This is a genomic window from Bradyrhizobium archetypum (assembly GCF_013114835.1).
Classification (GTDB): Bacteria; Pseudomonadota; Alphaproteobacteria; order Rhizobiales; family Xanthobacteraceae; genus Bradyrhizobium; species Bradyrhizobium archetypum.
The window spans coordinates 197,970-220,731 of the sequence record NZ_JAAVLW010000011.1 but is presented as its reverse complement, the minus strand read 5'-3'; the positions used below and the strand labels follow the sequence as shown (position 1 = coordinate 220,731).

General features: G+C 58.6%; 20 protein-coding genes and 2 pseudogenes. 11 read left to right on the top strand and 11 right to left on the bottom strand.

Translation table 11 applies throughout. The features are described from left to right. The first annotated feature begins 27 nt into the window (after nt 1-27). Complete coding sequence (locus HCN50_RS30090) at nt 28-414, top strand: hypothetical protein (protein ID WP_171713493.1); 387 nt, start codon at nt 28-30, stop codon at nt 412-414. 195 nt (nt 415-609) lie between these two features. Here HCN50_RS30090 and HCN50_RS30085 read toward each other — a convergent pair whose 3' ends face one another. Then, the gene (locus HCN50_RS30085; protein ID WP_171713492.1) at nt 610-1,878 is read right to left on the bottom strand and encodes an NAD(P)/FAD-dependent oxidoreductase; all 1,269 of its coding nucleotides are present in this window, start codon (nt 1,876-1,878) and stop codon (nt 610-612) included. A gap of 1,739 nt (nt 1,879-3,617) precedes the next feature. Here HCN50_RS30085 and HCN50_RS30080 point away from each other — a divergent pair. After that, complete coding sequence (locus tag HCN50_RS30080) at nt 3,618-3,803, top strand: hypothetical protein (protein ID WP_171713491.1); 186 nt, start codon at nt 3,618-3,620, stop codon at nt 3,801-3,803. A gap of 569 nt (nt 3,804-4,372) precedes the next feature. On the opposite strand, the gene HCN50_RS30075 is transcribed toward HCN50_RS30080, so the two are convergent. Then, nucleotides 4,373-6,679, bottom strand: coding sequence for a DUF8189 domain-containing protein (locus tag HCN50_RS30075; protein ID WP_171713490.1), 2,307 nt, complete (start codon nt 6,677-6,679; stop codon nt 4,373-4,375). Between the two features lie 66 nt (nt 6,680-6,745). Then, nucleotides 6,746-7,193: pseudogene (locus HCN50_RS33945) on the bottom strand (integrase core domain-containing protein); the annotation flags it as partial. 762 nt (nt 7,194-7,955) lie between these two features. Here HCN50_RS33945 and HCN50_RS34540 point away from each other — a divergent pair. Further along, complete coding sequence (locus HCN50_RS34540; protein WP_171713489.1) at nt 7,956-8,165, top strand: hypothetical protein; 210 nt, start codon at nt 7,956-7,958, stop codon at nt 8,163-8,165. Between the two features lie 156 nt (nt 8,166-8,321). Here HCN50_RS34540 and HCN50_RS33140 read toward each other — a convergent pair whose 3' ends face one another. From HCN50_RS33140 to HCN50_RS30050, 3 genes are all read right to left on the bottom strand, one after another. After that, on the bottom strand, nt 8,322-8,948 hold the full coding sequence (locus tag HCN50_RS33140) for a hypothetical protein (RefSeq protein WP_210265152.1): 627 nt from the start codon (nt 8,946-8,948) through the stop codon (nt 8,322-8,324). Nucleotides 8,949-8,998: 50 nt separating this feature from the next. Next, nucleotides 8,999-10,234 (bottom strand): TAXI family TRAP transporter solute-binding subunit, encoded by a 1,236-nt coding sequence (locus HCN50_RS30055; protein WP_171713488.1) that lies wholly within the window; start codon nt 10,232-10,234, stop codon nt 8,999-9,001. Between the two features lie 137 nt (nt 10,235-10,371). Next, the gene (locus tag HCN50_RS30050) at nt 10,372-10,527 is read right to left on the bottom strand and encodes a hypothetical protein (RefSeq protein WP_171713487.1); all 156 of its coding nucleotides are present in this window, start codon (nt 10,525-10,527) and stop codon (nt 10,372-10,374) included. A gap of 306 nt (nt 10,528-10,833) precedes the next feature. Here HCN50_RS30050 and HCN50_RS30045 point away from each other — a divergent pair, with 306 nt between their 5' ends. From HCN50_RS30045 to HCN50_RS30035, 5 genes and pseudogenes are all read left to right on the top strand, one after another. After that, nucleotides 10,834-11,187: a hypothetical protein gene (locus HCN50_RS30045; protein WP_171713486.1), complete on the top strand. Its 354-nt coding sequence runs from the start codon at nt 10,834-10,836 to the stop codon at nt 11,185-11,187. A gap of 1,397 nt (nt 11,188-12,584) precedes the next feature. Further along, nucleotides 12,585-12,818, top strand: a complete 234-nt coding sequence (locus tag HCN50_RS33935) for an Arm DNA-binding domain-containing protein (RefSeq protein WP_235977301.1) — start codon at nt 12,585-12,587, stop codon at nt 12,816-12,818. Nucleotides 12,819-12,924: 106 nt separating this feature from the next. Then, nucleotides 12,925-13,050, top strand: a pseudogene (locus HCN50_RS34890) (phage integrase central domain-containing protein); the annotation flags it as partial. Nucleotides 13,051-13,114: 64 nt separating this feature from the next. Next, a complete protein-coding gene (locus tag HCN50_RS33930) occupies nt 13,115-13,828 on the top strand; it encodes a tyrosine-type recombinase/integrase (protein WP_311968248.1) in 714 nt (237 codons plus the stop codon). 212 nt (nt 13,829-14,040) lie between these two features. Further along, nucleotides 14,041-14,616 (top strand): DUF1993 domain-containing protein, encoded by a 576-nt coding sequence (locus HCN50_RS30035; protein WP_171713485.1) that lies wholly within the window; start codon nt 14,041-14,043, stop codon nt 14,614-14,616. Between the two features lie 143 nt (nt 14,617-14,759). Here HCN50_RS30035 and HCN50_RS30030 read toward each other — a convergent pair whose 3' ends face one another. The 3 genes from HCN50_RS30030 to HCN50_RS33135 all read right to left on the bottom strand — a co-directional run bounded on the left by HCN50_RS30030 (nt 14,760) and on the right by HCN50_RS33135 (nt 16,438). Continuing rightward, nucleotides 14,760-15,557 (bottom strand): OBAP family protein, encoded by a 798-nt coding sequence (locus HCN50_RS30030; RefSeq protein ID WP_171713484.1) that lies wholly within the window; start codon nt 15,555-15,557, stop codon nt 14,760-14,762. A gap of 277 nt (nt 15,558-15,834) precedes the next feature. Next, on the bottom strand, nt 15,835-16,002 hold the full coding sequence (locus tag HCN50_RS30025; protein ID WP_171713483.1) for a hypothetical protein: 168 nt from the start codon (nt 16,000-16,002) through the stop codon (nt 15,835-15,837). 100 nt (nt 16,003-16,102) lie between these two features. Further along, nucleotides 16,103-16,438, bottom strand: coding sequence for a hypothetical protein (locus HCN50_RS33135; protein WP_210265151.1), 336 nt, complete (start codon nt 16,436-16,438; stop codon nt 16,103-16,105). Between the two features lie 107 nt (nt 16,439-16,545). Between HCN50_RS33135 and HCN50_RS30015 the strand changes: the two genes are divergently transcribed. Together HCN50_RS30015 and HCN50_RS30010 are read left to right on the top strand one after the other, a co-directional pair. Further along, nucleotides 16,546-18,885, top strand: coding sequence for a hybrid sensor histidine kinase/response regulator (locus HCN50_RS30015; RefSeq protein WP_171713482.1), 2,340 nt, complete (start codon nt 16,546-16,548; stop codon nt 18,883-18,885). Nucleotides 18,886-19,215: 330 nt separating this feature from the next. Beyond that, entirely contained in the window at nt 19,216-19,677 is a 462-nt protein-coding gene (locus HCN50_RS30010) for a hypothetical protein (RefSeq protein WP_171713481.1), read from the top strand. A 161-nt stretch (nt 19,678-19,838) separates the two neighbouring features. Here the strand turns inward: HCN50_RS30010 and HCN50_RS34885 are convergent, their stop codons facing one another. Continuing rightward, complete coding sequence (locus tag HCN50_RS34885; RefSeq protein ID WP_171713480.1) at nt 19,839-20,249, bottom strand: SgcJ/EcaC family oxidoreductase; 411 nt, start codon at nt 20,247-20,249, stop codon at nt 19,839-19,841. 373 nt (nt 20,250-20,622) lie between these two features. Here HCN50_RS34885 and HCN50_RS30000 point away from each other — a divergent pair, with 373 nt between their 5' ends. Further along, complete coding sequence (locus HCN50_RS30000; protein ID WP_171713479.1) at nt 20,623-21,084, top strand: hotdog family protein; 462 nt, start codon at nt 20,623-20,625, stop codon at nt 21,082-21,084. A 1,138-nt stretch (nt 21,085-22,222) separates the two neighbouring features. Here the strand turns inward: HCN50_RS30000 and HCN50_RS34880 are convergent. After that, entirely contained in the window at nt 22,223-22,519 is a 297-nt protein-coding gene (locus tag HCN50_RS34880; RefSeq protein ID WP_171713478.1) for an HNH endonuclease signature motif containing protein, read from the bottom strand. Nucleotides 22,520-22,762 lie beyond the last annotated feature (243 nt).

Sequence of the window (22,762 nt, the reverse complement as noted above, 5' to 3'; positions counted from 1 at the left end):
TGAAGCCGTTAGCACTAGGAGGACAAAATGACGACCACGGCCACCAAGTACGAGGGATCGTCCGAGCCTTCGAACAGCTCCACGATAAGGATACTGCCACCCGTCGACGGTAAGCGCTTCGAGCCGGCAGATGATCCTGGTATTGTCCGTTCTTCCGCTTGGTTTGCGGTGATCAGGGCCCGCTGGAACTTCATTCAGCAGATTAGAATCCCCTGCAACCATAACAGCGTTGTCATGGCGAGCATTACCGAACTGCGACCAAATCCGGCCACCGGCCTTCTTGACCTCCCTTTTATCGGAGCTGCCCATATGTCCGTTCGATCGGTTGCGCCGCAGGACGGGAGCGTATTCGTGAACGGATATATCGATTGGGATAGGGATCTCGATATACGGATCAGTATGTTCATTGCCTGACGCACCCCGCTGATACCAGAGTGGCGAATTAGGAAAAAGCCCTCTGTCAGGGAGGCCGCAAGTGGAATCCGTCGACATGCCGACAGCGGTCCGGCGGCCGACTAAAATTCAGACTCGCCCTGAGCGGCGGTCCGAATAAGGTCAAGCCAACGTTTGCTTGCAGCCGGTGATGGATTCCACTGTCGTGGTGTCGTATTATTGCAATCTCGGTTGCATCTTTGCAGCGCTGAGCGCGTGGCGAGCGTTTACCCACATCGCGCGAGCCAACGCGTCGGGGCGGAGAAATCGGCGGACGCCAATACAACGACTTCCGAATGCTGAGAAAGTATCGGCGCACATCGGATCGCGCGCCGCCGCCGAGAACGTTAAGCGTTCGAGGAAGTTGAATGGGCGTCCCGTCGAGAAGTCCTCGATCAGAAACTGATGTCCAGCCAGTTCGGACCGATGCCGTTTTGCATAAGCCGACAGCCGGCGATCGAGATCCGTCGGACTCGTCCATGCACGGCCGACGGCGCCCGCCAGCCACTCGGCGGACTGCAACGCCCAGCCGCATCCGATTCCCCACAACGGATCGAGCGATAGGGCCGCGTCTCCGATCAATGCCAAGCCGGGTTTGGACACGCTGCGGTGAAGGTTCGGATAGTCGATGCATCCCATGAATGGGGTCACTCGCTGCGCCTGCGGCAGGTACGGCGCGCGCGGCAAGCGCTCAAACAGGCGCGTCATGGCCGCTTCCGGATCCGCCTTCCATTCCGCAGCCTTAGCACGTGCGGGCATGGCAGCCACAAGCGTTACACCGTCGTCGTTGGGAAAGGTGTAAGCGACGTCCGGCTCCAGGAACCAGAGTTGCGACCGTGTGCCACTCGCTAGCTGCAAATTGCGGTAGTGCGCGAAATAGAAAATGCGACCGTTTGCAGTCTCTTTGGCAGCCAAGCCGGCAAGCTCCGCGACGTTCGAATTCCGCCCGTCCGCGCCAACGACCAGCTTCGCTTCAATATCCAGTTTGGCGTCGCCTCCTCCTTGTGCCGACACGCCGTAAATTCGTCCTTGTTTGATCAGCAATTCGCGAGCCGAGAACCCCGGCAAATATTCGACACCGGCTGTTTGCGCCGCTGTCTTCCGCAGCATCGGGTCGAGTGTGGATCGCCGGATGTTGTACCCATAGGCGGGCCGACGGATCGTCTGTTCGGAGGGTGCAACGATCCATCCCCATCGCGTGAACACTTCCGCATCGTTTCGCACGCCACCGGCTTCTTCGATTGCCCTCGCAAGTCCGAGCCTTTCCAAGGTCGGGGTGGCGCTTGCCTGGATGTAGTGCGTGCAGAGCCTCTTGTAACCCGCGGGATCGCGATCACGCTCGATCAGCGCGACGCGGGCGCCGGTGCGGCCAAAGAATATCGCCGCCGCGCATCCGGCAATACTCGCTCCGACGATTGCGACATCGTATTGGGGGTGTGAAGGCATGATTCCTCCGAAATCCCAGTTGGGCACGAGGGGATTGCCACGAAGGCCAGGGCATTTGAGCGCGCAATGTGCGCTATTTCCCTGAAATTACACCAAAGGGTTTTTACTCCTGCAAAAGGGTATCCAATGTGATCAGATTCACATATGCGAGAATCTCCCGCGCCTGCGTAGTCTCGAGCGCGTCCTCCTGCCCCGCCAGCGATTGAGGTTGGCAAGGGCGCCAAAGACAGCACGCCATCTATAACAGTTCGATTGCTGTCGTTCGGCAAGAACTCCTTCCATGTGATCGGCCCGGATCAGCGCGGCGCAATTGTGCTGCGCCAAAAGGGGTTGCGCAGCCAGATCGAAGCCCAGGTTTACCAATATGCCGCCATGCCTAGTCGGAGGACCTGTGTTGAGGCGCATCATCTACCGGCGCGGAATGCTCGGTCAGCTTCGACTTCCGCTATAAGGGGAAGTCCGCTCTTCCCTTAAGACCAGACCTGGTCAGCCGGTACTGTCAGGTCCGTCGGCGCCTAACACAACGAAAAGCCCGGCTCTAGCGAGCCGGGCCAATCGCGAACTAAATACACGTGCTGAAAACGCCAACATTGAAGCATTGATCGATTCTGATGTCGGGTCGAACTACGACTCACGACAGGGATTTTCGGGACAAAATGGCAATTGATCGAGCGGGGACTCGCGGAGCCCCCAGCTCCCGGCGCTGGAGCTGAGGCCCTTGGAGGCCAGGCCCTTCACCCACAAAGGGGCGCGCCCAATCACAGCAGCGGACGACCATCATCGCTACAACAAAAGTTAGCCGCGCTATTATCGCCTGGAACGCGGTGACTGCATGAACATTTTCGTCGCGGAGGGTGCAGGTTGATGCGCTACTGCCGTAGGTGCGACAATACGCGGTGGGTTTGCGAAAACCTGGCGTGCTTACGTCGGCGGGCTACCCAATGACGCCCTTACCCTCGTCAAGCGCGCCTTCAACTGGCCCCTTCGCATAGTGATGCTCGGCACCAATCGAACTACTCGAAGTCGTGCGCGTACGGCGCCCGTGCGCAGACGGTCATTGCCGGGACGGCTGCTTAGCCGGCGGTCCGCTCTTGTTACCAGGCATGCCTTGGATATTCGAAGGGTCCTGCTGGCGCACCGTCGGATTTACCTGGTTCGGGGTAGAGCTGGAGCCAACAGTATCGGATTTCGCTGCAGGACCGCTCTCCGTCCCAGGCGTGCCGGGTATTCCGGCGCCCGAACTTTTTGCGCTCGGGCTGGTCGAAACCTCGGGCGTGGTGGTCTGTGCCAGGGCTGCGGGTGCGACGGCAAACAGTAGGAGCGTAGCGCTAATTGCAATCCGCCTCATGGCTGAACTCCCTTAAAACTCTTCTCGAAAGATTCGCTTCCGCCATGGCAATAGCCTTTCCGATGCCTTGGTTCCTAAATGGCGGCTGCGTATCCGAACGGGTCGTCGGTTTTATGATTGACGATACTAGAGTTTATTCTCAGCAGTTGCCCGGCACTAACATCTTAGGCAGAGCGCTGGCTTTGGGCGCCAGGGGGCGGGGAGGAAATGGGTTGATCTCACATCGTACGGTCGCTCACTGCGATGCTCAACCTGAAAGCGGATCTTTGGCTAGCTGCCAAAATGCTAGTTGCACCGAGCGCGTCGACAGCTCTGTGGCGCTATAGGAACTAATCGTTGCGCGAAGCCTAAACAGAGCAGCAATCACGTTGCGCTAACGGGGAGAAAAAACATGAGTTCTGATTCGAAGAGCCCTCTAAAGCCCGACGACTTCCCTGTGGATGTTGAAGGGCAGAAGATAACGAAGCAGGACGGCATTCCCATCGCAGATGCGGAGAATCCCGCCTTGGCCGTTGAAATCGCAGATCGCCTCAATGAAGTCGAGGCCAGCCGCGAAGAAGACAGGTGGTCAGCCTGAAGGCATGAAGGCCGCCAGCATTGAGTTGCGCTCACACTCAATTCCACTGAAAGCGCGAAGGGCCTCAAGCGGCGGCGCTGAGGCCCTTCTTGGAGCAGGTATCGCACGGGGGACGGAGTGCGATGTCGCTTCAACCCACCACCGTCACTTGCGTTCCTAACGTGCAAGCCGGCGCTCGACACGCTTCGTGAGAGTATGCGTTGCGCCCTAGCTCCAAAAGCCCCAGCTCAAGGCCAGCCCTTCACCCATAAAGGCCACGCCAAAATCACAGCACCGCACAGCCGTCTCTCGCTACAACAAAAGTTAGCCGCGCTATCGGCGCCGGAACCCAGGCTGCATCATCGAGCCGATTGACGACCCGTCGTTCGGAGTTGCTGACGAAGAACGACAGCGGTCGCATCATTTAGGGTGAACACGGCTCGCCGTTCTCACGTCGGCCAGCCGGTGGATCGATCACTGAAGCAAATGCGCCCCGCCGCATAGTCGACTCCATTTTGAAGCTTCGAAATTGCTAGGAGGTGGCATCAGATGTCGAGTCGCTCCGCAGAAAGCGATAGCGAGTAGGACGGCTAGCGATTCCAGCCATCGCTCGGAGCAACCTGCCAAGTGTGCCAAATGGTGTCGTTCGAAGCGATGCCGAACACCTCTATACGTCCGTCGGCGTTCTGGCCCACATCCAAGTTCCGCAGCCGGTCGCCCGGTACGTAGAACATCAACCAGCTACCGTTCCATCCGTTGCTGGGACCGACCTGCCATGTATGCCAGATCGTGTCGTCCGGAGCGACGCCGAAGAGCTCCAAACGGCCGTCACCGTTGCGCCCGACATCTAAGCTTCTCAGCTGGTCGCCCGACGAGTAAAGGATGTTCCAGCTGCCGTTCCAGCCGTTGCTGGGAGCGACCTGCCATGTGTTCCAGATCGTGTTATCCGGAGCAACGCCGAAGATCTCCAAACGGCCGTCCGCATTCTGACCTACCTCCAAGCTCCGCAGCCGGTCGCTTGACGAGTAGAGGATTTCCCAGCTGCCATTCCATCCGTTGCTGGGAGCCACTTGCCACGTGTGCCAGATCGTGTCGTCCGGAGCGACGCCGAAGACCTCCAGACGGCCATCCAGGTTGCGCGCCACGCGAAGATCCCTCAGCTGGTCGCCCGACGAGTAAAGCATGTTCCAGCTGCCGTTCCAGCCGTTGCTGGGAGCGACCTGCCATGTGTTCCAGATCGTGTTATCCGGAGCGACGCCGAAGACCTCCAAACGGCCGTCCGCATTCTGACCTACCTCCAAGCTCCGCAACCGGTCGCTTGACGAGTAGAGGATTTCCCAGCTGCCATTCCAGCCGTTGCTGGGAGCCACTTGCCACGTGTGCCAGATCGTGTCGTCCGGAGCGACGCCGAAGACCTCCAGACGGCCATCCAGGTTGCGCGCCACGCGAAGATCCCTCAGCTGGTCGCCCGACGAGTAAAGCATGTTCCAGCTGCCGTTCCAGCCGTTGCTGGGAGCGACCTGCCAGGTGTTCCAGATCGTATTGTCCGGAGCGACGCCGAAGACCTCCAAACGGCCGTCGCCGTTGCGCCCGACATCCAAGTTCCGCAGTCGGTCGCCCGTCGAGTGGAAAACGCGCCACCCACTTTGGGTCCCCGGCAGAGCTGTCCAAAGGGCGGCGTTGCGAAAACTAGTTCCCGCATTGGTTCCACCGCTAACAGCGCATCCCGCGTTGGTGTGGATGCCGATCGCGATATTGCCACCCTCGACGATCACCGGGCTGCCGGAGTTGCCACCTTGGGTATCGGTGTCGTACCGTAAGACACCTGAGGTCGCACCCCCCGTGTTTTGCGACAGCGTGCCGACATGGGTCTGCTGAGTCTGGCTCTGAGCGTTGCGCGCTCCACCACCCGCACCGAAGTTCGGGGCCGGCCCGTCGACGCCGTAACCGGTGACCCGGACTTGCGCCGGGTTGTCTGTGTTTGACAATTGGAAGGTCGCGCCTTGGGCAGCGGCGGGCATGAGACCGGTCTGAGTATTAGGCAAGACTTGGAACACCGCCCAGTCATTCCCGACGCCACCGTCCTGGCTGACAATCGAACCAGCGATAATGCGATACTGGTCGCGGACCGGCGGCGCGACCGTAGTGCCGTTGGCTAGCGAAGCCGGCACGTTGAATTCGACGGTTTGAAAAGTCGTGCCGACGCAGTGTCCGGCACTCAATAAATTACCGCCTTCAATCAGCCAGCCAGTGCAGCCTACCGGCATGATCCTTCCCGCCCGCGGATTGGCCGAGGCGACCCGGTCATCGGTCGATCCGCATATCGATTCAGTGTCGACGCCCTCGCGCGGCGCCACGCCTTCTTTCCGCAATTCGCGTCGCAGGTCACCGGGAATGAAGCGCTTGAAATCGGGGCCGAGCAGGTTGCGTAACGGCCGCGGTACCACAACCTCAGCTCGGCTGAGGACACCAGCGGGCAGGCCGATGATAATTTCCTTGATGCTGGCCGAGACAGGCTCCGTCGCGCCCTTAACCAAGCTGACGCGGAGTTCCGATCCGTTAAACACCGCAGTCAACCCGCCCCAGGCGTCGATCTGTGCCTGCGAAAACCGCTGGGACTCGCCCGAGGCGCCGGTGATCGTTAGCACGCCGTCGGGGCCGAGGCGTACCTCTGAGAACTGCAGTTGCAGCCACGCCGCCCCTGGCACAGAAATTGTTCTTTCGCCAGCGCCGAGTTTGGCAAACAACTGTGACATAGCCTCGGGCGCGGCATCGGCCGACACTACCGCGCGCATGGCTGGCGCAGGCTGGCCCCAGGCTGGCCGCTGCAGGGCTGACGCAGAGACGCCTACAAATGCTGCTACTAGCAAGCGGGTGATCTTGTTCAGAGTGCGCATGGAACGTCTCCAGAGTGTAACTCAGCGAAAAAGTTGCCGGCCCCATGGAGTAGTCCGGTTGGAACGTTAGCGCGGGGATTGTATTTGCGCCAGCGGTATTGCGGCGGGCCAAACGAGTGCTTCTGGTGCCGAGGGCTGATATCCCCAACCACGAGTGGGGCGGACGGTATTGTAGTGACGCCGCCAGTTTTCAATCGGGATATGGGCCTTCTTGAATTTGTAGAAGATCTCCCCGTTGAGCAGTTCGTCACGCAGTTTACCATCGAAGCTTTCGCAAGAGCCGTTCTCCCATGGGCGTCCGGGTTCGAGGTAGGCGGTCTTTGCTCCGACCGAAGCAATCCAATCCCGGACCGCCTAAGCGACAAGCTCAGGGCCGTTGTCGGAACGTATATGCGGAGGAATGCCCCGCCAGACGAACAGCTCTGACGTCGGTGGCCTTGAGCCTCCTTGCCACACGGATAGCTAGACTCTCACGGGTGAACTCATCGATGACGCACACTGGCCGCAAAGACCTCACCAGCGATTCTCTATGTGGCCGTTTGGATCCGCCCTAGCTCAGCCAATGACCGCACCGACATTGATTTTCCTTTGCTACCGGGCGAAATTCGATGCGGTACTGTCCTCGGTGTGACAACACTCGGTGGGTTTGTGAAAATCACCTCGATCGGCCGTTCTTGGGAGAAAGGGCGTGCGGTTGCGGCGGCGCCGGCGCGCGCCTCCAATTCGCGCTGTGTCGCCTCCCTTGCCGCGGCCTCTTGGTCGCGCTCTGCCGTCAGGCGGCCGAGATCGCGATGAGTCTGCTCTGCTCGCTTGCTGCCTGGCTGGCGCTGAACGTTGTCCCGAAGGCCTCAAGAAAGACCTTCAGGACAGGCGCAAATACCGCGTCAGCGGGCTATAGCGATGGGGATGTGTCGAAATGATCGCTCTGGGTCACAAACGGTGGTCGCGGAAGCGAGGTCCGGACTGCCCTCAATACCAGACCCGGCCGCAGGCGATGAAGTTGGTCGGCTTGGGCCAATTTCGGACATAGCGAGGCGCGACGCGCTCCGGATTGGGCTCTCATTTATGCCCAAACGGGAGTATGGTTTTCCAGTCATCTTCATGTCAGCAAGCGTCCAGCCGCGCGCTGCGCCTCTCGGAGGCCCTTGTCGAGGCGGCCAACTGATGAGTTGCGGTCGTAAGCCATTCCCTCTCAGCGTCGGTGTGGTGCACGAGGCCCCCGAAGCGCGCGCCGCTGCCGGCTGCGGTCCATTGCAGCATCTGCCAGACGAAAGATTTGGCGGCGGCCGATGCGCATCTGGATGCCAACCGGCCTTCCAGTCTTATCGTCTACAAAATCGAGTTCGGGCAGCTTCGTCAGTACGGGCTTGCCGTCACGTTGTTCAAATTTCAACTTGCCGCTGCTGCCGACGATCTGATGAAGCGGAATGCCACACAGCGAGCCGAGATGGGGGTGTTGTTCCCCGCACGTCGCTGGATGATCTGATCAAGCTGCTCAACGAGCGCAGATCGCGCGCACATCCGGGAACGAGGATCGGTGTGATTACTCACTCGCGGTTTCTGACGGAGTCCGAAGCCGCTTCACCAAAAATGTTCTGCGGGACAACACGATCCTGGCAAATACCTAAGATCCCAGTACTTGCTATTTCGCGACCTGCTCTTCCCCCTTCTTGCTCACGTGCCAAATGTGGATGTGATAATGGGGCTTATCGAGTCCAGGGTGACCGGAATTAAAGTAGAAGGTTACGTGATCGCCCTTTCCGGCGAGGCCTTCAAGATCGAACTGTTTCCGGTTCTCAAGGTCCTCGATGGGAAGCATGTAGATCGTGCTGCTCAGTCTACCCCGGCGGTCGAACGCACGGTACGGTCCGTTCGGGAGTTTTTCGGGCTGAACGTAAAGCACGCCAATACCGGGGAAGAAGGGCGGAAAATTCACGAGCGAGCTCACCTTCTTGTATCCTATACGCTCACTCTTCCTTCTGTCGCTTATGTGCATCGCCATTCGTTTCGGCCTGCGCGTGTGCATGTAGCGCGCGCGCATGTAGATCGTGCTGCTCAGTCTGCCCCTAGGGTCGAACGCACTGAACGGTCCGTCCGGGGGCGTTTTGGGCCGAATGTAGAGCGCGCCGGTACCAGAGAAGAAGGGCGGAAAGTTCACGAGCGAGCTCACCTTCTTATATCCTGTGCGCTCGCTCTGCGCGCTCGCCGCAAGAGGCATGGCGAGGATGGCAAGAAAGCCGATGGAACAAGCACGCATTATCATTGTCATGACCCTTCCATTGCTGCTCGAAGACTGCCCTGTAGCGGATGTGAGATCGATCAGCGGCCTTTCCCCTCCCGCCACCAGCGTAGGAAACCCTGAAACAAGCGTTCGCGCTCGGTGGCGGACGGAACGTTGCCCGACTGATCCAGGTACCGCTCAAACTCCGCCCGCGCGTCGGCATCGGGTGCCCCTAATCGGCGCTGCTTCAGCCAGCGTTCCGCGGGAGCGAAGCGGCTCCAGCCGGGCAACACTGCCGCAACATTGATCTCTTTCCATTTCGGGTGCCGCGCTGGACTCTCGAACTCTGAAATACGCGAAAAGAACGCGTTCACGAACGTCTCCAGGCGTTGGTAGCGCTCACTTGTCCGAGGCGAGTTGGAAGCAATGAGGACCGAACCAACCGCAAGCGTGGCGATGCGCTCGTCAGGGATCAGGTTCGGGTAATCCTGGTGGGTGAAAGTCGCCGGCAGATAGTCCTCTTCCAAGGATGATGTGTATGGCACCGGAATGAGATGGAAGCCGTCCTCGCGCGCGTATCGTTCGAGCCAACGGGCGGGTTTGCCCGTGATGAACACGGTGGCCGCGATGTCGCCGTTCCGCATGCCTTCCGCAGCTGCATTCTGATCAACATTAACTTCGGTCACTTTCAGGCCCAGTCGACTGAGGATGTCCCGCGCCAGGATTTCCGTGCCGCTATCCTCCTCACCAAGGTTGACACGTCTTCCAGCGAGATCGGCAAGGTTGCGGATCTCTGGGCGCGCAAGGATGTGGAGTTCTTCATGGAACAGCGGGGCGATGTAGACCAAGCTCTTCGAGATATCGCCCAACTCCTTGCTGGCGCGCAGGCGGTCGAGCAAAATTTTGGGCGCAATGCCCATGTCGGCGCCCGGTAGGGTTAGCACGTCACGAACGTTCTGAATGCCGCCCTTGCCGATCATCGGCACAATCCGCAATGCCACCTCCCCTCTCGGACCAGTCTCCTGTCCGTTCGCGAGAACCGTCGAAATCTCCTGAGCGATTGCGAAATCAGTCCCGTTTGGGCGGCCCGTCACGATCCCAACCGTGTTTGGGTTAGGAGAGCGCTTGGCTTGTGCCAGTCGAAGCATGGGCTGCATTGGATAGGGCTGCACCTGTGGTGCAGCTTCAGGCGCATTCGTTCGCGCGATCGATGGCACAGCCTGATGAAACAGGCAGGCCAATAGCAAGAAAGCGACGGTCGCCAACCGCATAGGCACAAGCTTGCCATGCGGTCTACAAGCTGTCTCCCGGTTCTCGACGATGGCAGTAAACATGTCTCTGAATCCTATGTTCATCGTAGCCTCCGCCTAGCCCAGTCGCGCCGCATGTAGCACTCTTCTGCAGGCCGGCCATCCGCCCTGGCCTCGCACTCGCGATCCGAGCGGCAGCGGCAGTGAACGGCAGATCGGGATCAAGCCGTCAGCCTGGGCCTTCGCCGAGCTGACTTCGCTGCTGCTTCGGCGAGCCGGATCTGCTCTTTGAGTTTCTGTATTTCGGCGAACTGTTTGGAAAGAGTTTGGCTGCGCAATATTGCTTTGGCTTTGGCTATTCGGACCTTCTGTCCCATTTACAATGCCCTCCAGCTACGCAATGAACCGAATACTAAAGCAGCCGCTCTATGTCAGCCATCTATCAATCGGGCTAGATGGCGATCACAAGTTATGACTTATCGAAATGCTGGATTACTCGCGTGACGCATCACTTTACGCCTTCTTCACCGCAGCTGCCGACTTCCGAGTTTTCCCAGTGCAATACCTCCGCTTGCAAGGCGTAACGCATCATGATGCACCAAAGTTCCTGAGCGACGGGCTCTGCCGGAACGATTTCGCAAAAGCCCGTTTGAGCCGCTTTCCATGTGGCGTGGAGTTCTCAAATGCGTAGGTCCAATTGGACGCCATCGATTGTCCCGAACGACGAAGATCAGACGGTCTACCTGGTGGCAGATGATTTCGGTCGATTAGGCCGCGCCTGGACGGAAGCCGATTACGACGCGACGGACCTTGAAACGGTCATCCAAGATCTTCTGACTGGCCAATACACCAACCCGATCCGCGTGATCGCCTTCAACACCGCCGAGCGATGGTCGCAAGACGTTTCCGAAGACGTCGCTCGCGAATTGCGCCGGCGCTGCGATCTGCAGATGCGCGAGATACCCGTTTCGATCTCTGATTTTGTGGAGAGGCATGAGGGGCCGGACCGGCGCCAGTTGACGCTTCGGCTAGTCTGAATCCGACTCGCAGGATTGCCTATTTATCCCGTATGCGTGCGTCTGCGTTCAACCCTTGCATTCCGACGCGGGACCAAGGTTCCTAGCCGGCCGGAATGGCTCCACGAGATCAAGCACGACGGCTATCGGCTCATTTCAACGTGAAGGCAAGCGCGTTCGGCTGTTCACGCGCAACGGGTACGATTGGAGCTACCGTTCGGATCGAGGATCCGCCGGGCAGCGCTGGGGGGAGCAACGTGCCCGGCGGCCCTGCAAGGGCAGCGCCATGATCGAAGCGGTACCAGCCGTCGCATCGTTACCATCGGTATTTTGGTTTGATCGGGGCCGCGCCTACGGACGAATTTGGTGGAGAGGCGATTACGCGAACTAGCAAGGCAGCTACTCTGCCTTTTTGCTGGTCGCTGAAGTTGCAACGGCAAAAGAGAAAGAGGACGCGATGAATTTCGCTCCCGTTCTGGCGGCATCACTGCTATTGATTCTGACTGGCACGAGTTTCACTAGTTCACCAGCGCAGGCGCAGGTCCGACCGGACTTCATTGCTAGACCACCCAGTCATTGTTGGACGGTTCTCCCGCTTAAAAATTTCGAAGGCAGCCTCTGGTTCGAGGTGCCATGGTGCCCGTCCGGGTGGACGCCCCGCTGCGCTAAACAGTCTGGTAAGTGCGTCACTCAGTTTGGTGAAACAGCAAACGTGTGCAGGGAATGGCGATGTGCCCGGACAGGTCTGGGCATCATCCGAGATGTTAAACGCGACGAGAGCAAGTGTGAGCCTCCTGCATGCCCGCTTCGATGTGATATTGAGCCTTTCAAGTGCAATCCGCCGCGCCCCTTCCTCTTTCGTTAAGAGCGGCAGCTCCGGCACCTGCAAACTGATGCGATCGCTACGTTTGGAGAGATGGCCCGAAATTATTTGCCGAGAACGGTTTTGACACCGAGCCAGACAGCGCCGCAGAAGCCGGTAACAATCATGGTCAGCACCACCTTGAAGGTGAGACCTTTCCATTTCCGCGGATGTGCGAGATCTGCGCGCCGCTAGAATCCTTGTCGTGGTTCACCCGCAATTGACAGCTCAGCAGCAGCGTTCCCTGTCACGCATCGTCCGGAAACATGAACCGGACGTTCACAGGCCAAAGCGCAGCGTGGCTCTGCCCCCACTCTGCCCCGGGGCTCAGACCGTGGCTTTTGAGTTGACGGAGCAAAGTCTGGGAGCAATTTCAATGGGATTGACAGGACACCCCTTTCCGCCATTACAGTGTTCTCCGTTGTTCTCCACTGTTCGGAATCCCCAGTAAATTCAGCGCTTTCGTCGGCAAGCTATCTTCCTTCGTTCGCCGTCGTTCCTCACAATGAGAGCGCAAACCGTAGCTTGGGCCCGTAGGTTCGGAGGACGGTTTTGATTGGAGGAACACATTGCTGGACGCCTGAAGCCGCTGGATGTCGAACGCGAAACGAAGCCGGGCAAGTATGCCGACGGTGACGGTCTCTACCTGATCGTCACAGGACCCGCGGCGAAGAGTTGGTCTTATCGTTATTGGAAGGACGGCAAAGAGCGTTGGCACGGCCTGGGTTCCTTTAAGACGTATCCCTCAAAAACGCGCGACTCGCCCGCGACGCGGCCCGCCTACGCGTGAAGGGTGATCGCAGCACTGCCGGCGTGGACATCGTGCAGGAGCGCCGCGAGACGCGGCAGGAGGCCAAGGCGGTAGAGGCGCGGCGCGCAGCACCGACGTTCGAGGAATGCGCCGAGGCCTATATACGCGCGCAGTGTCGACCTGGAGCGAGAAGCACCGCGACCAATGGCCCGCCTCGCTTAAGCGCTACGCCTACCCCACCATTGGAAAGCTGACGATCGCGGAGATCAGGCCGAGCCACATCCACGAATTGCTCGAGCCCATCTGGCTGACCAAGCGCGAGACCGCGAAACCGGGTGCGAGGCCGCATCGAGACAATCATCGCCAAGAACGCGAATATCGACGATCCCGATTTCCGCAATCCAGCCGAGCTGACAAAGCAGCTCCGCGAGAAGCTTCCGAAGCGGCCCAAGCGCGTCATTCGTCACCATCCTGCCCTGCCCTATGCGGCGCAGTTTATGAGCGATCTCTGCATGGCCGAGGGCCGCGCCGCGCTGGCGCTGCGCTTTCTCATCTTCACCGTGTGCCGCACCAACGAAATCGTCGGCGCTAAATGGACCGAGATCGATCGGACCTTTTCAACGGGTCCGGTGTGGCGGATCCCCGGCGTGCGGATGAAGATGGACCAGGACCGCTGCGTCCCGCTCGCTCAGCCGGCGCTCGATGTGCTTGACCAACTCAGCAAAGGCCAACAGAGCGACCTGATCTTCACCAACCCGGACGGCCAGGAGTTTTCCGAGAACGCGATGCTCGCTGTCCTCGATCGTATGGGCTACGGGCACGTTACCGTGCACGGCTTCCGCGCGACGTTCGCGACCTGGGCCGAAGAATGCACAGACTACCCGGATGGCGTGCGCGAGGCGGCTCTGGCGCACAAATACAAAAACGAAACGACCGCTGCGTACCAGCGCGGCGCTACACTTGAGAAACGGCGGACGCTCATGAACGACTGGGCTAACTTCATTGGCGCGCCGTCGAAGATTATCCAGTTAACCGCGGTTAGACATTAGGCGTGTACTCAATACAAACATCGCCATGTCCATAGTGATGTCCGCATTACGCTCAAGCGGCGGTCCAAGGATCGCTGACGCGAAGTCCGGACTGCCCTCAATACCAGACCAGCCCTAGGCGATGAAGTTGGTCGGCTTAGGGCCAAGAGGGTGCATCGGCGCGAGAGCCAGCAGCTGGTGTTAAGTTGTCCGCTCTATGATACAATTTCACCATGGCACGGCTTGCGACATCACTCTACGACCTCAGCGTTCCGACCTTCCTGCAGACGGCAAGGGCCGTCGGAGGCTTTCTCGACCGCACGACCAAACATTGCGCCGAGACCGGGGCCGGCCTGGAAGAAGTTGTGAAGGCCCGTCTCTTCCCCGACATGGCACCTTTTCACTTCCAGATCGAAGCCCTGACGCATCATGCAGTATGGGGGATGGAGGCTGTGAAGACCGGCGTGTTCGCCCCACCGCCCCTGGTCGGCGCGATGCCGTTTGCCGATCTACAAAAGATGGCCGGCCACGCAATAGTGGCGCTGGAAGCGTTCTCTCCCGATGAGGTCAATAGTTGGTCCGGCAAGAATCTGGATATCGAAATCTATCAGCCGCTCGACGTGGACAATCCCACAACTTCGGGCTGGGTCCCGCGGACATTGGCCCTCACGCCAGAGACTTTCCTCCTCTCGTACTCACTACCCAACTTCTATTTCCATGCTGTGACCGCGTACAACATCCTGCGCACGCGGGGCGTGCCGCTTGGAAAATACCATTTCCAGGGACAGTTACGCACCAGACCGATCTAAGCCACGCATTCACTCTGATGGAGGCGAGTAGTCGGCTAGCAGACCATGCATCTTGCCGACGGCACGCGCGACAGCGACCTGATTGTTCGCTCACGCGAAATGATGCGACAGGAGATGAAAAAGCCGTTCTCGCGCGTACTTCCTTATCGTTTGTTTCTCAAAGGCACTTCTGTGAGCGTTAGCTGGTGAGCCTTCCCGTCCTTCCATCCGTCTGCTCCGGGGTCTGGCTGAGTTGCAGATTTTGCTAAGTCTTCGCGTGACCTGCGAATGTCAGCCGTGCTGACACTCAGCTCCTTATCGCGGCTCTGTATCAATTCTGGCTTGATTTGACCGTCAGCCGTGAACCCCATCATGAGCTGCGGAATGCCAATTGGAAGTGCGGAATCCCTATCAATTTGCCACGTGTGCCAAGTCTTTCCATACGTGTTGACGAGCATTGCTATTGCAGTGTGCTCAACTGTTTGAGGAATGCCGGGCATCGTAAGCTCTCCCGCCGTCGTCTCATGGCGATGGCTGTGCCAGAGAGCTTTCTCGTCGTCCGGCAACGTTTTGAAAATGCGTTCTGAAACGATGTATTCGATACCGATAAGCCGAGAGTCTGACTTGTTTCCATCATAAATGACGCACTGAAAGAACTCCTCGTTGATGTGAGTGCAATAATGGTGCGCTTCGATCTGCCGTCCCATATCGTCCGCGTAGAAGTGAAAACCATTCAGATACATATTAATTGAATTGATAGGGCTGTGCCTTTGGAGCATATCGGCACCCATGCCAAGCATCGTGCTCTTGGTGGATTTCTCTGCACCGGGAATTGCGCCTCCTTTTTCGGAAGGTTGCTGAGCGTGGACAGAGCGACCGCAGAAACAGGAAAGAACGGCTGCTCCCGATCCGACTAGGCCAACAAACCCTCTCCGGTCAAATTTCGGATATTTCAATGCCATGCACCACGCTCCTTCCTGGGTCGATGCGACGGCAAATCGCGGATTACCTTGTTGGTTCCTATCAGTTGCCCGCTTCAGCTATGGGTCATTCGCGTCGGTTTGACCGGACCACGGCGAATTCCGGTATACCCGCGTGAACAGACATTCTCAGGATAGGCGGGCATGTCTTAAAGGGGCCAGAAGCGGGCCTGCTACGCGGATAGTCCAGGAGTGAGCGTGCGCGGATGCGTGGGCCAGCGCGCCTCTAGAGACCCTTCGAAAGCCCTCGCAATCGGCCTCACTTTGCAGAATCCGCAATGATGCGGTTATCCCGGCGCAAGGTGATACGGCGCTGCGGATGGTCACCCTGCGCCGCCTTGAAGATCGCACGGGCGAGCTGAGCATTGGCGGCGCGGGCAAGGATGCGTTCGACGGCATCGTGGCCGCCGTCGTGCCACAACTCCACGCGAAAAGGGAGCTCTTCCGTTGGCGCGGAAGTCCCCTCATTCTTCGCTGCTTTATCCTTGCTCTGCCTCATTGTTCGAGCGGACCGTGCCGCAGGCTTTTCAATGCTGCGGAGGGTTGGAGCGGGATACAATGCTATTCTTGTGACGCAAGGTGACGTAACGGTCAGGGTATTCCCGCGTTGCAGCATAGTAGGCGGCGTATCCGATGCTGCCATTGGCGGTGACGGCCAGCACCTGCTCGACCCTAGTCCGGCTCTCGTCCCAGAGTTCCACCTTGTAAGGCAGATCCTCGCGGCCGGCGGTCGACTGGCCGGACCACGGCAACCGGTGGGCAGGGTCACTGGGCCCCTCATCCGGAACAAAGCGGTAACGGGCCGTCGCAGCAAGATGGCCGGGAGGAAGATCGGAGAGGAGAAGTTCGGAACGGATGTTCATGATGATTCATTTATTGTAAAAGCGGAACTGGCGCTTTTTCAACGCGTCAGTCGGGTACGCGCGAGAGGGCGGCGTCTGTGAATATAACGGCCCCGCAAGGCTCTTCAATGGAAAACAGGCGGCTCGAACTGCTGCTTGATGCCGTCGCCGACTACGCCATTTACATGCTCGATCCGGAGGGGTTCATCACGACCTGGAATGCCGGTGCCGAGCGAGTCAAGGGCTACCAGGCCGTCGAGATCATAGGCCAACATTTTTCAAGGTTCTTCACGCCGGAGGATCGGGCCAGCGGCCTGCCGGAAAAAATCCTCGAGCAGGCCCGCACTAATGGCCGGCACGAAGCGGAAGGCTGGCGCGTTCGCAAGGACGGCAGTCGCTTTTGTGCCAACGCAATCTGCCAGCCGGTGCGCGACGATCAGGGGGCCTTGGTTGGTTTTGCCAAAGTCACGCGCGACATCACCGAGCGCGTGCAGGCGCAGCACGCCATTCTGGAATCCGAGCGGCGCTTTCGGATTCTGGTCGAGGGCGTGATCGACTATGCGATCTACATGCTGGACCCCAGTGGGATGATCACCAACTGGAATAAGGGAGCCGAGCGCCTCAAGGGCTATTCCGCCGAAGAGATCATCGGCCAGCATTTCTCAAAATTCTATACCAAGGAAGACCGGAACTCGGGCTTGCCTATTGACGTGCTGGAGACGGCTGCGCGCGAAGGCCGCTATGAAGCCGAGGGGTGGCGCGTGCGCAAGGATGGCAGCCGCTTCTGGGCATCGGTCGTGGTGGACGCCATCCGCGACGACACCGGTAGAATCGTCGGTTTTGCCAAGGTGACACGCGATATCACCGAGCGCCGCGTTGCGCTGGAGGCCCTGCGCGAAAGCGAGCGTCAATTTCGCCTTCTCATTACGGGCGTGACGGACTACGCGATCTTCATGCTGGATCCGAACGGAAACGTTGCAAGCTGGAATGCGGGCGCGCAACGGATCAAAGGCTACACCGCCGATGAAATCATCGGCCTTCATTTCTCGCGCTTCTATACCGAGGCCGAGCGTTCTGCGGGAGCGCCGGCGCGCGCTCTTTATACGGCCTCACGGGAAGGCCGCTTCGAGGCGGAAGGCTGGCGCCTGCGCAAAGATGGATCGGTCTTCTGGGCCAATGCAGTCATTGATGCGATCCATGACGAGGCCGGCGAGCTGATCGGGTTTGCCAAAATCACGCGCGACATCACCGAGCGCCGGAACGCGCAGCTCGAACTGCAGGAAGCGCAGCGGCAGCGTGCTCATGCCCAGCGCATGGATGCCTTGGGACAACTGACGGGCGGTGTGGCGCACGACTTCAACAATCTTCTGATGGTGGTGAGCGGGCATATCCGTACGCTTCAAAAAGCTGTGGCCCACGACACCAAGCTTGCGCGGGCAGCCAACGCCATTTCTTACGCGGCGGAGCGCGGAGCGGCCCTGACGCGTCAGCTTCTCACTTTCTCTCGCCGGCAGACGCTCAATCCGAAGATTCTTCAGATTGCCGAAAGCGTCAACGCCTGCCGCACGATGCTCGAAAGTTCAGCGGGTTCTGCGGTGCGATTGAATTTCGCTATCGCGGCCGACCTTTGGCCGGTCAATGTCGATCAAAGCGAGCTGGAGCTGGCACTGGTCAACGTCACGCTGAATGCGCGCGATGCAATGCCGGCTGGTGGCGCGCTCCTTATTGCCGCAGACAATGTGACCCTCATCGGCTCTGAGACCGACGCTAGGATCGCGGGCGAGTTCGTCGCGGTCCGCCTTATGGATACCGGCTCGGGCATTGCCCCGGACGTGCTGCCGAAGATTTTTGATCCGTTTTTCACGACCAAGGAAGTTGGCAAGGGAAGCGGGCTTGGTCTGTCCCAGGTGCACGGATTTGCGCATCAGTCTGGCGGTACGGTGCACATCGAAAGCCAAGTGGGCCGTGGGACGACGGTCACAATCTATCTGCCGCGATCCGATGGGATGCCGCATGCCGTGGCTCACGAGAGCCAGGAAGAGAGTTCAGCCGGCGGGACGGTGCTGGTCGTCGAGGATAATCCCGAGGTGCTGTCGGTCTGCATCTCGATGCTCGAACAGCTTGGTTATGAGACTTACGCGGTGTCGGGCGCCCCCGCCGCGCTGGAGGTGCTCGTGCAAAAGGATTTCGATCTCGTGCTGAGCGATATCGTGATGCCGGGCGGCATGGACGGGGCGGCGCTGGCCAACGCGATCCGCGCGCGCAAGCCGGGACTTCCCGTCTTGCTGGTAACCGGCTTCAGTCCATCGGGCAGCCACTCGGATTTTCCTATCCTACGCAAGCCCTTCGATCTTTCGGAGCTGAGCCGGACCGTCGCGCGGCTGATTGCCGAAGCCAGGCAGCCTCCCGGCAGCAATCTGGTGCGACTGAGCGAGGCCCGGCGCTCTCCGGTCCGTAAACCTGATTAAGCGGGCCGCTTCTCCGTTGCGTCTGCTCGACTCAGGATGTCTGAGCAGGCATTTGCGCCTTAACGAGCCGACATCGAGACAAATGTCAGCTTCGGGTCAATCGCGTCGGTTTAGACTTCTGCCGGTCGCTTCCGGTCCACCCTTAATTCCGGACATGCCGCTGCATCGCACCAAGTGAAGCGATGGGCCACAAGCTGAAATTTCTAATTTGATGAAAATTTCGCTGTTGAGTTGGTGTTAGGACGCTTCTGATATCGGAATGCCTCACTTTCTTTGAGCAATGCTTGCAATGTGAATGCTCCGTACTCTACGCGCATGAACGGACAGGTCATGAACGTTCGAACGAAGACAGTCATTGTCACCTACCTGACGATCTGGACCACGACGGTGGCATATCTGGCTGTGGTGACGATGCGGCCACTATATCCCGGCCCGGTGCAAGTTTTTATCGGCGCGCTGGGGTTGATTCCGGCACTGACTCCAATCATCGCATTCTTCCTCGCTTTCGGCCAGGCAATGAGCGTGACACGGAAGCGCAATGCAATTGATCAATGGATGCTCGCCTGCTACTTCGTCGGAGCCCCTATCCGCATCTTTCTAACGCTTCTGACCATAATCTCTTTGCTCACGTTTACCCTCGCTCCAATCACCTTTGTCGCTGGGCTCACCTACGGCGCTCTTCCTCTCCTGGTCGGGACAGCAATTCACTTGTTCGGAATGTTGCCGGTGTACTTTCTCGATAGATGGCTGCGACCGCCCGCCTTGCCTCTCGCCCCGTCGGATGTCTGCTGAGGGTAAAATGCGAAAAGCTCAACCTGAGCAAATCCAGTCCGCCATGCCCCATTGAACGGACCTCAACGAGGCGTACCGCCACTTCGCTGAAGGGCCACAATCAGACAAGTGTATGCCGAGACGAGAGGGTCGTCATCGGGTGACGGCGCAACCAAATTGCTTTAGTTCTTCGGAAGAACGTGAGGCGAGGAATGGTGATGTGCGGTGCACCACTCATTTCCTTGCTTGGTGACGAGCATCGTGAAGCGCGACGGACCCGGTACTGGCTTGCCATCCACCATGCGAGTGAACGTGTAGAAGCCGGTGACCACGGCGGCGCTGTCGTTAATTATTATCGTGCGTCGCTCTTCGATCGCATTCGTGTTGCCACTCCGTTTTATGGGTGTGAAGTAGTTTATTATCGCTTGCGTCCCTTCGGAGATGACCGGACTAACAGTTCCGAGAAGGACTGCGGTCGGACAATAGGTCTTAGCAATAGTTTCTGGCTCATTGGCGCCATACGCAGCTGACCAACGGTCCACTGCAGCGTTTGCATCTTCCGACGGGCCAGCCAAGGCCTGATTGGGAGCCATCAGTATCAATTGCGAGGGATGCGAGTTTGACTGTTCGTGTCATTACTTTTCCCCACTTACTACAGGCACGACCTCTTGTAAGGGCAGCATAACAAACACGGTTGCGTTAAGCCACTGCGCAGCAAGACCGCTTGGGTCAATCGCGTCGGCTCAGCTCTCTGCCAGTAACCCCCGGTGTACCCCAAATTCCGGACATGCCGCCGGATCGCACTAAGTGAAGCGATGGGCCAGAAGCGGGCGCATTCACCGCAAATGGGCGGCCTTTGCCAGCCGCTCCGCTATGCGGGTGTCTTCGTTTCGAACATTTCCGTCGACAGAGCTGGCGATTTACTGAAGAATTGCCGCCACCAGTGAGCGTGCTGGGAGCGGTCTGATGGGCGGCTTATGTTTTGAAGACGTAGAAGTCGGCAACAGGTATACAGCCGGACCTCATAGCGTCACGAAGAGCGAAATCATTCGGTTCGCTCAACAGTACGATCCGGTGCTCGAAAAAATAGATGAGGAGGCTGCAGCCCATTCGATTTTCGGGGGCCTGACAGCCAGCGGTCCCCTTATTTTCTCAATTTATATTTTGCTGACCTCTCAGCTTCAGCCACGCCTCCACTTTCTTGGGGGACTGGGCTGGGATGAACTGCGGATGCCAAATCCGGTACACCCGAGCGATGAACTCGATCTCGAATTGATAGTTCTAGAAAAGCGCGAGTCGAAGTCCAAAGCCGACAGAGGAATTCTTCGCCTCCGCATCATCTTGCGCAACCAAAGGCGAGAAACAGTGCTGGAATGTCTCGTCGCTGTTCTGATCGCTCGGCGACCGGACGCGAAGGCGTCGGGGTAAGCCACGTGCATGACGAGCGAGGTCCGCCATGGGTCATTTTCGACCGATCCAGCGGTCGCGCCTGCCATTTGGGCTCCGCTTTGATCGGAACGCGACCTGATTGTTGCGCGCACGCGAAATGACACGAATTGAAAGAAACCGAAATTGCGGGATTCCTGCGAAGTCTTGAACAAGCGCATGCTGGCATTTCCCAGCGAGCTTTGCACGCGGCTCGATATGTACGCATATCGCTGGCATCGGCTAGGCCTGTCATGTCGGAGGACAGTCCCTCCTCCCTACTCGTCTGCAAAGCACCCTGTGAACATTCAGCTTTTGTGCGCGGCAAATCAATCATAGTTCACAAAGCCACGATCGAAAGCTACGGCCACGGTATGCGGCCTCTCGCGACCCAAAGGATATGCGATGACAAGACAGGATCCGCCCTCCTCCGCACCACTGCGTTCAACAAGGGGTTAGAATCTTTTCCGTATGTCGGTGATCACTTATTTAACCGTCTCGCATGAATCGTCGAAAACATTCTCACTCACCCGCATCACCATCCATGTGCCGACAATCCACCTCCATGCCGCGGAATCCTCGGCCACATAATTTGACGATATCTGTCTCATGGTTGAATCTTGATCCATGTTGTTGTCCTCCCTGGGCTCATGGCCATCTCGGATCACTGACGCACGGCGGCTTTCCCGGAGCCTTGGCGGCAGGAGATCTTCGAGCTCAGACAAGAGGCCAATTTTTCGCAATGTGTGAACTGCTTCACCGATCGCAACACGCGACTGCGGTATCTAACGGAAGAAGCCGCACCGGCAGGACGGAACTTCTAGCTATAAGGAGGGAACCATGGCTATCGAGTTACGGGCTCTTCCGCGATTTACGTTCCCCTCGAAAACAGGCGGTCCCCAAAACCAAGCCCTAACCGTCGGATTCTCTACACTCCCGCGGAGTGCAGTGGCCGCGATAAATGGTTTCAGTATTGGTTACACGAAGAGCGACCACCATTTGCTTCGAGAAGAGATCGATGTTGGTACGCAAATACAGAATGGCACCGAAGGCCCCGAGGTTAGGGTAGGAGTCAATTTCTCACTGCGCGATAGTTCCGGGACTTTCGATGACGCGTACAGTGGTTTTGTTGATGTAGTGCTTATTGTGGATCGCCCCTAGATCGAGACGATTTCACCCACGGGTGACGATGTCGGCGGTCGCGCCGTTGTGGCTGATGCTCGCGTTGGATGCGCCCGACCCATTGTTCCACGGGTGGTCCGAGTTCATCGCAGCCTAACTTACGGCGCGAACCCGTGCGCGGCTCGATGATGTTATGGCACTCGGGGCAGACCACCTGAAGATTTGCCGGTTCGAGTGCCATCGCGGTCGCCACCGGCTTGCGATGGTGCACATGCAACTCACGAAAGGGCCAATTATGGTCGAGCTGCTTGTCCACTCGCTCGCATCGCTTCACTTCCACGCCGGATTGCGCGGTCGGGCGTATCTCTCGCGCCAAACAGTGCCACGACGAGCAGCAGCGCTCGTCTCGGAAAGGGGGCGCCGTTATTTCTCACTTCTGCGTGAGAGTCTTGAACGGAAAGGAAATCGCCGCAGTCTCGCCTGCTCTCATACCCGACGCGATCACGTCCCGGTGTCCCGTTAGTATGCGGATCGTGCGCACGGGGTCCTCTGATTGTAT

Coding starts and splice junctions, on each gene's coding strand:
- HCN50_RS30090 (WP_171713493.1), top strand. CDS start 28: ATGACGACCACGGCCACCAAGTACGAGGGATCGTCCGAGCCTTCGAAC.
- HCN50_RS30085 (WP_171713492.1), bottom strand. CDS start 1,878: ATGCCTTCACACCCCCAATACGATGTCGCAATCGTCGGAGCGAGTATT.
- HCN50_RS30080 (WP_171713491.1), top strand. CDS start 3,618: ATGAGTTCTGATTCGAAGAGCCCTCTAAAGCCCGACGACTTCCCTGTG.
- HCN50_RS30075 (WP_171713490.1), bottom strand. CDS start 6,679: ATGCGCACTCTGAACAAGATCACCCGCTTGCTAGTAGCAGCATTTGTA.
- HCN50_RS33140 (WP_210265152.1), bottom strand. CDS start 8,948: ATGACAATGATAATGCGTGCTTGTTCCATCGGCTTTCTTGCCATCCTC.
- HCN50_RS30055 (WP_171713488.1), bottom strand. CDS start 10,234: ATGTTTACTGCCATCGTCGAGAACCGGGAGACAGCTTGTAGACCGCAT.
- HCN50_RS30050 (WP_171713487.1), bottom strand. CDS start 10,527: ATGGGACAGAAGGTCCGAATAGCCAAAGCCAAAGCAATATTGCGCAGC.
- HCN50_RS30045 (WP_171713486.1), top strand. CDS start 10,834: ATGCGTAGGTCCAATTGGACGCCATCGATTGTCCCGAACGACGAAGAT.
- HCN50_RS30035 (WP_171713485.1), top strand. CDS start 14,041: ATGGCACGGCTTGCGACATCACTCTACGACCTCAGCGTTCCGACCTTC.
- HCN50_RS30030 (WP_171713484.1), bottom strand. CDS start 15,557: ATGGCATTGAAATATCCGAAATTTGACCGGAGAGGGTTTGTTGGCCTA.
- HCN50_RS33135 (WP_210265151.1), bottom strand. CDS start 16,438: ATGAACATCCGTTCCGAACTTCTCCTCTCCGATCTTCCTCCCGGCCAT.
- HCN50_RS30015 (WP_171713482.1), top strand. CDS start 16,546: ATGGAAAACAGGCGGCTCGAACTGCTGCTTGATGCCGTCGCCGACTAC.
- HCN50_RS30010 (WP_171713481.1), top strand. CDS start 19,216: ATGAACGTTCGAACGAAGACAGTCATTGTCACCTACCTGACGATCTGG.
- HCN50_RS34885 (WP_171713480.1), bottom strand. CDS start 20,249: ATGGCTCCCAATCAGGCCTTGGCTGGCCCGTCGGAAGATGCAAACGCT.
- HCN50_RS30000 (WP_171713479.1), top strand. CDS start 20,623: ATGGGCGGCTTATGTTTTGAAGACGTAGAAGTCGGCAACAGGTATACA.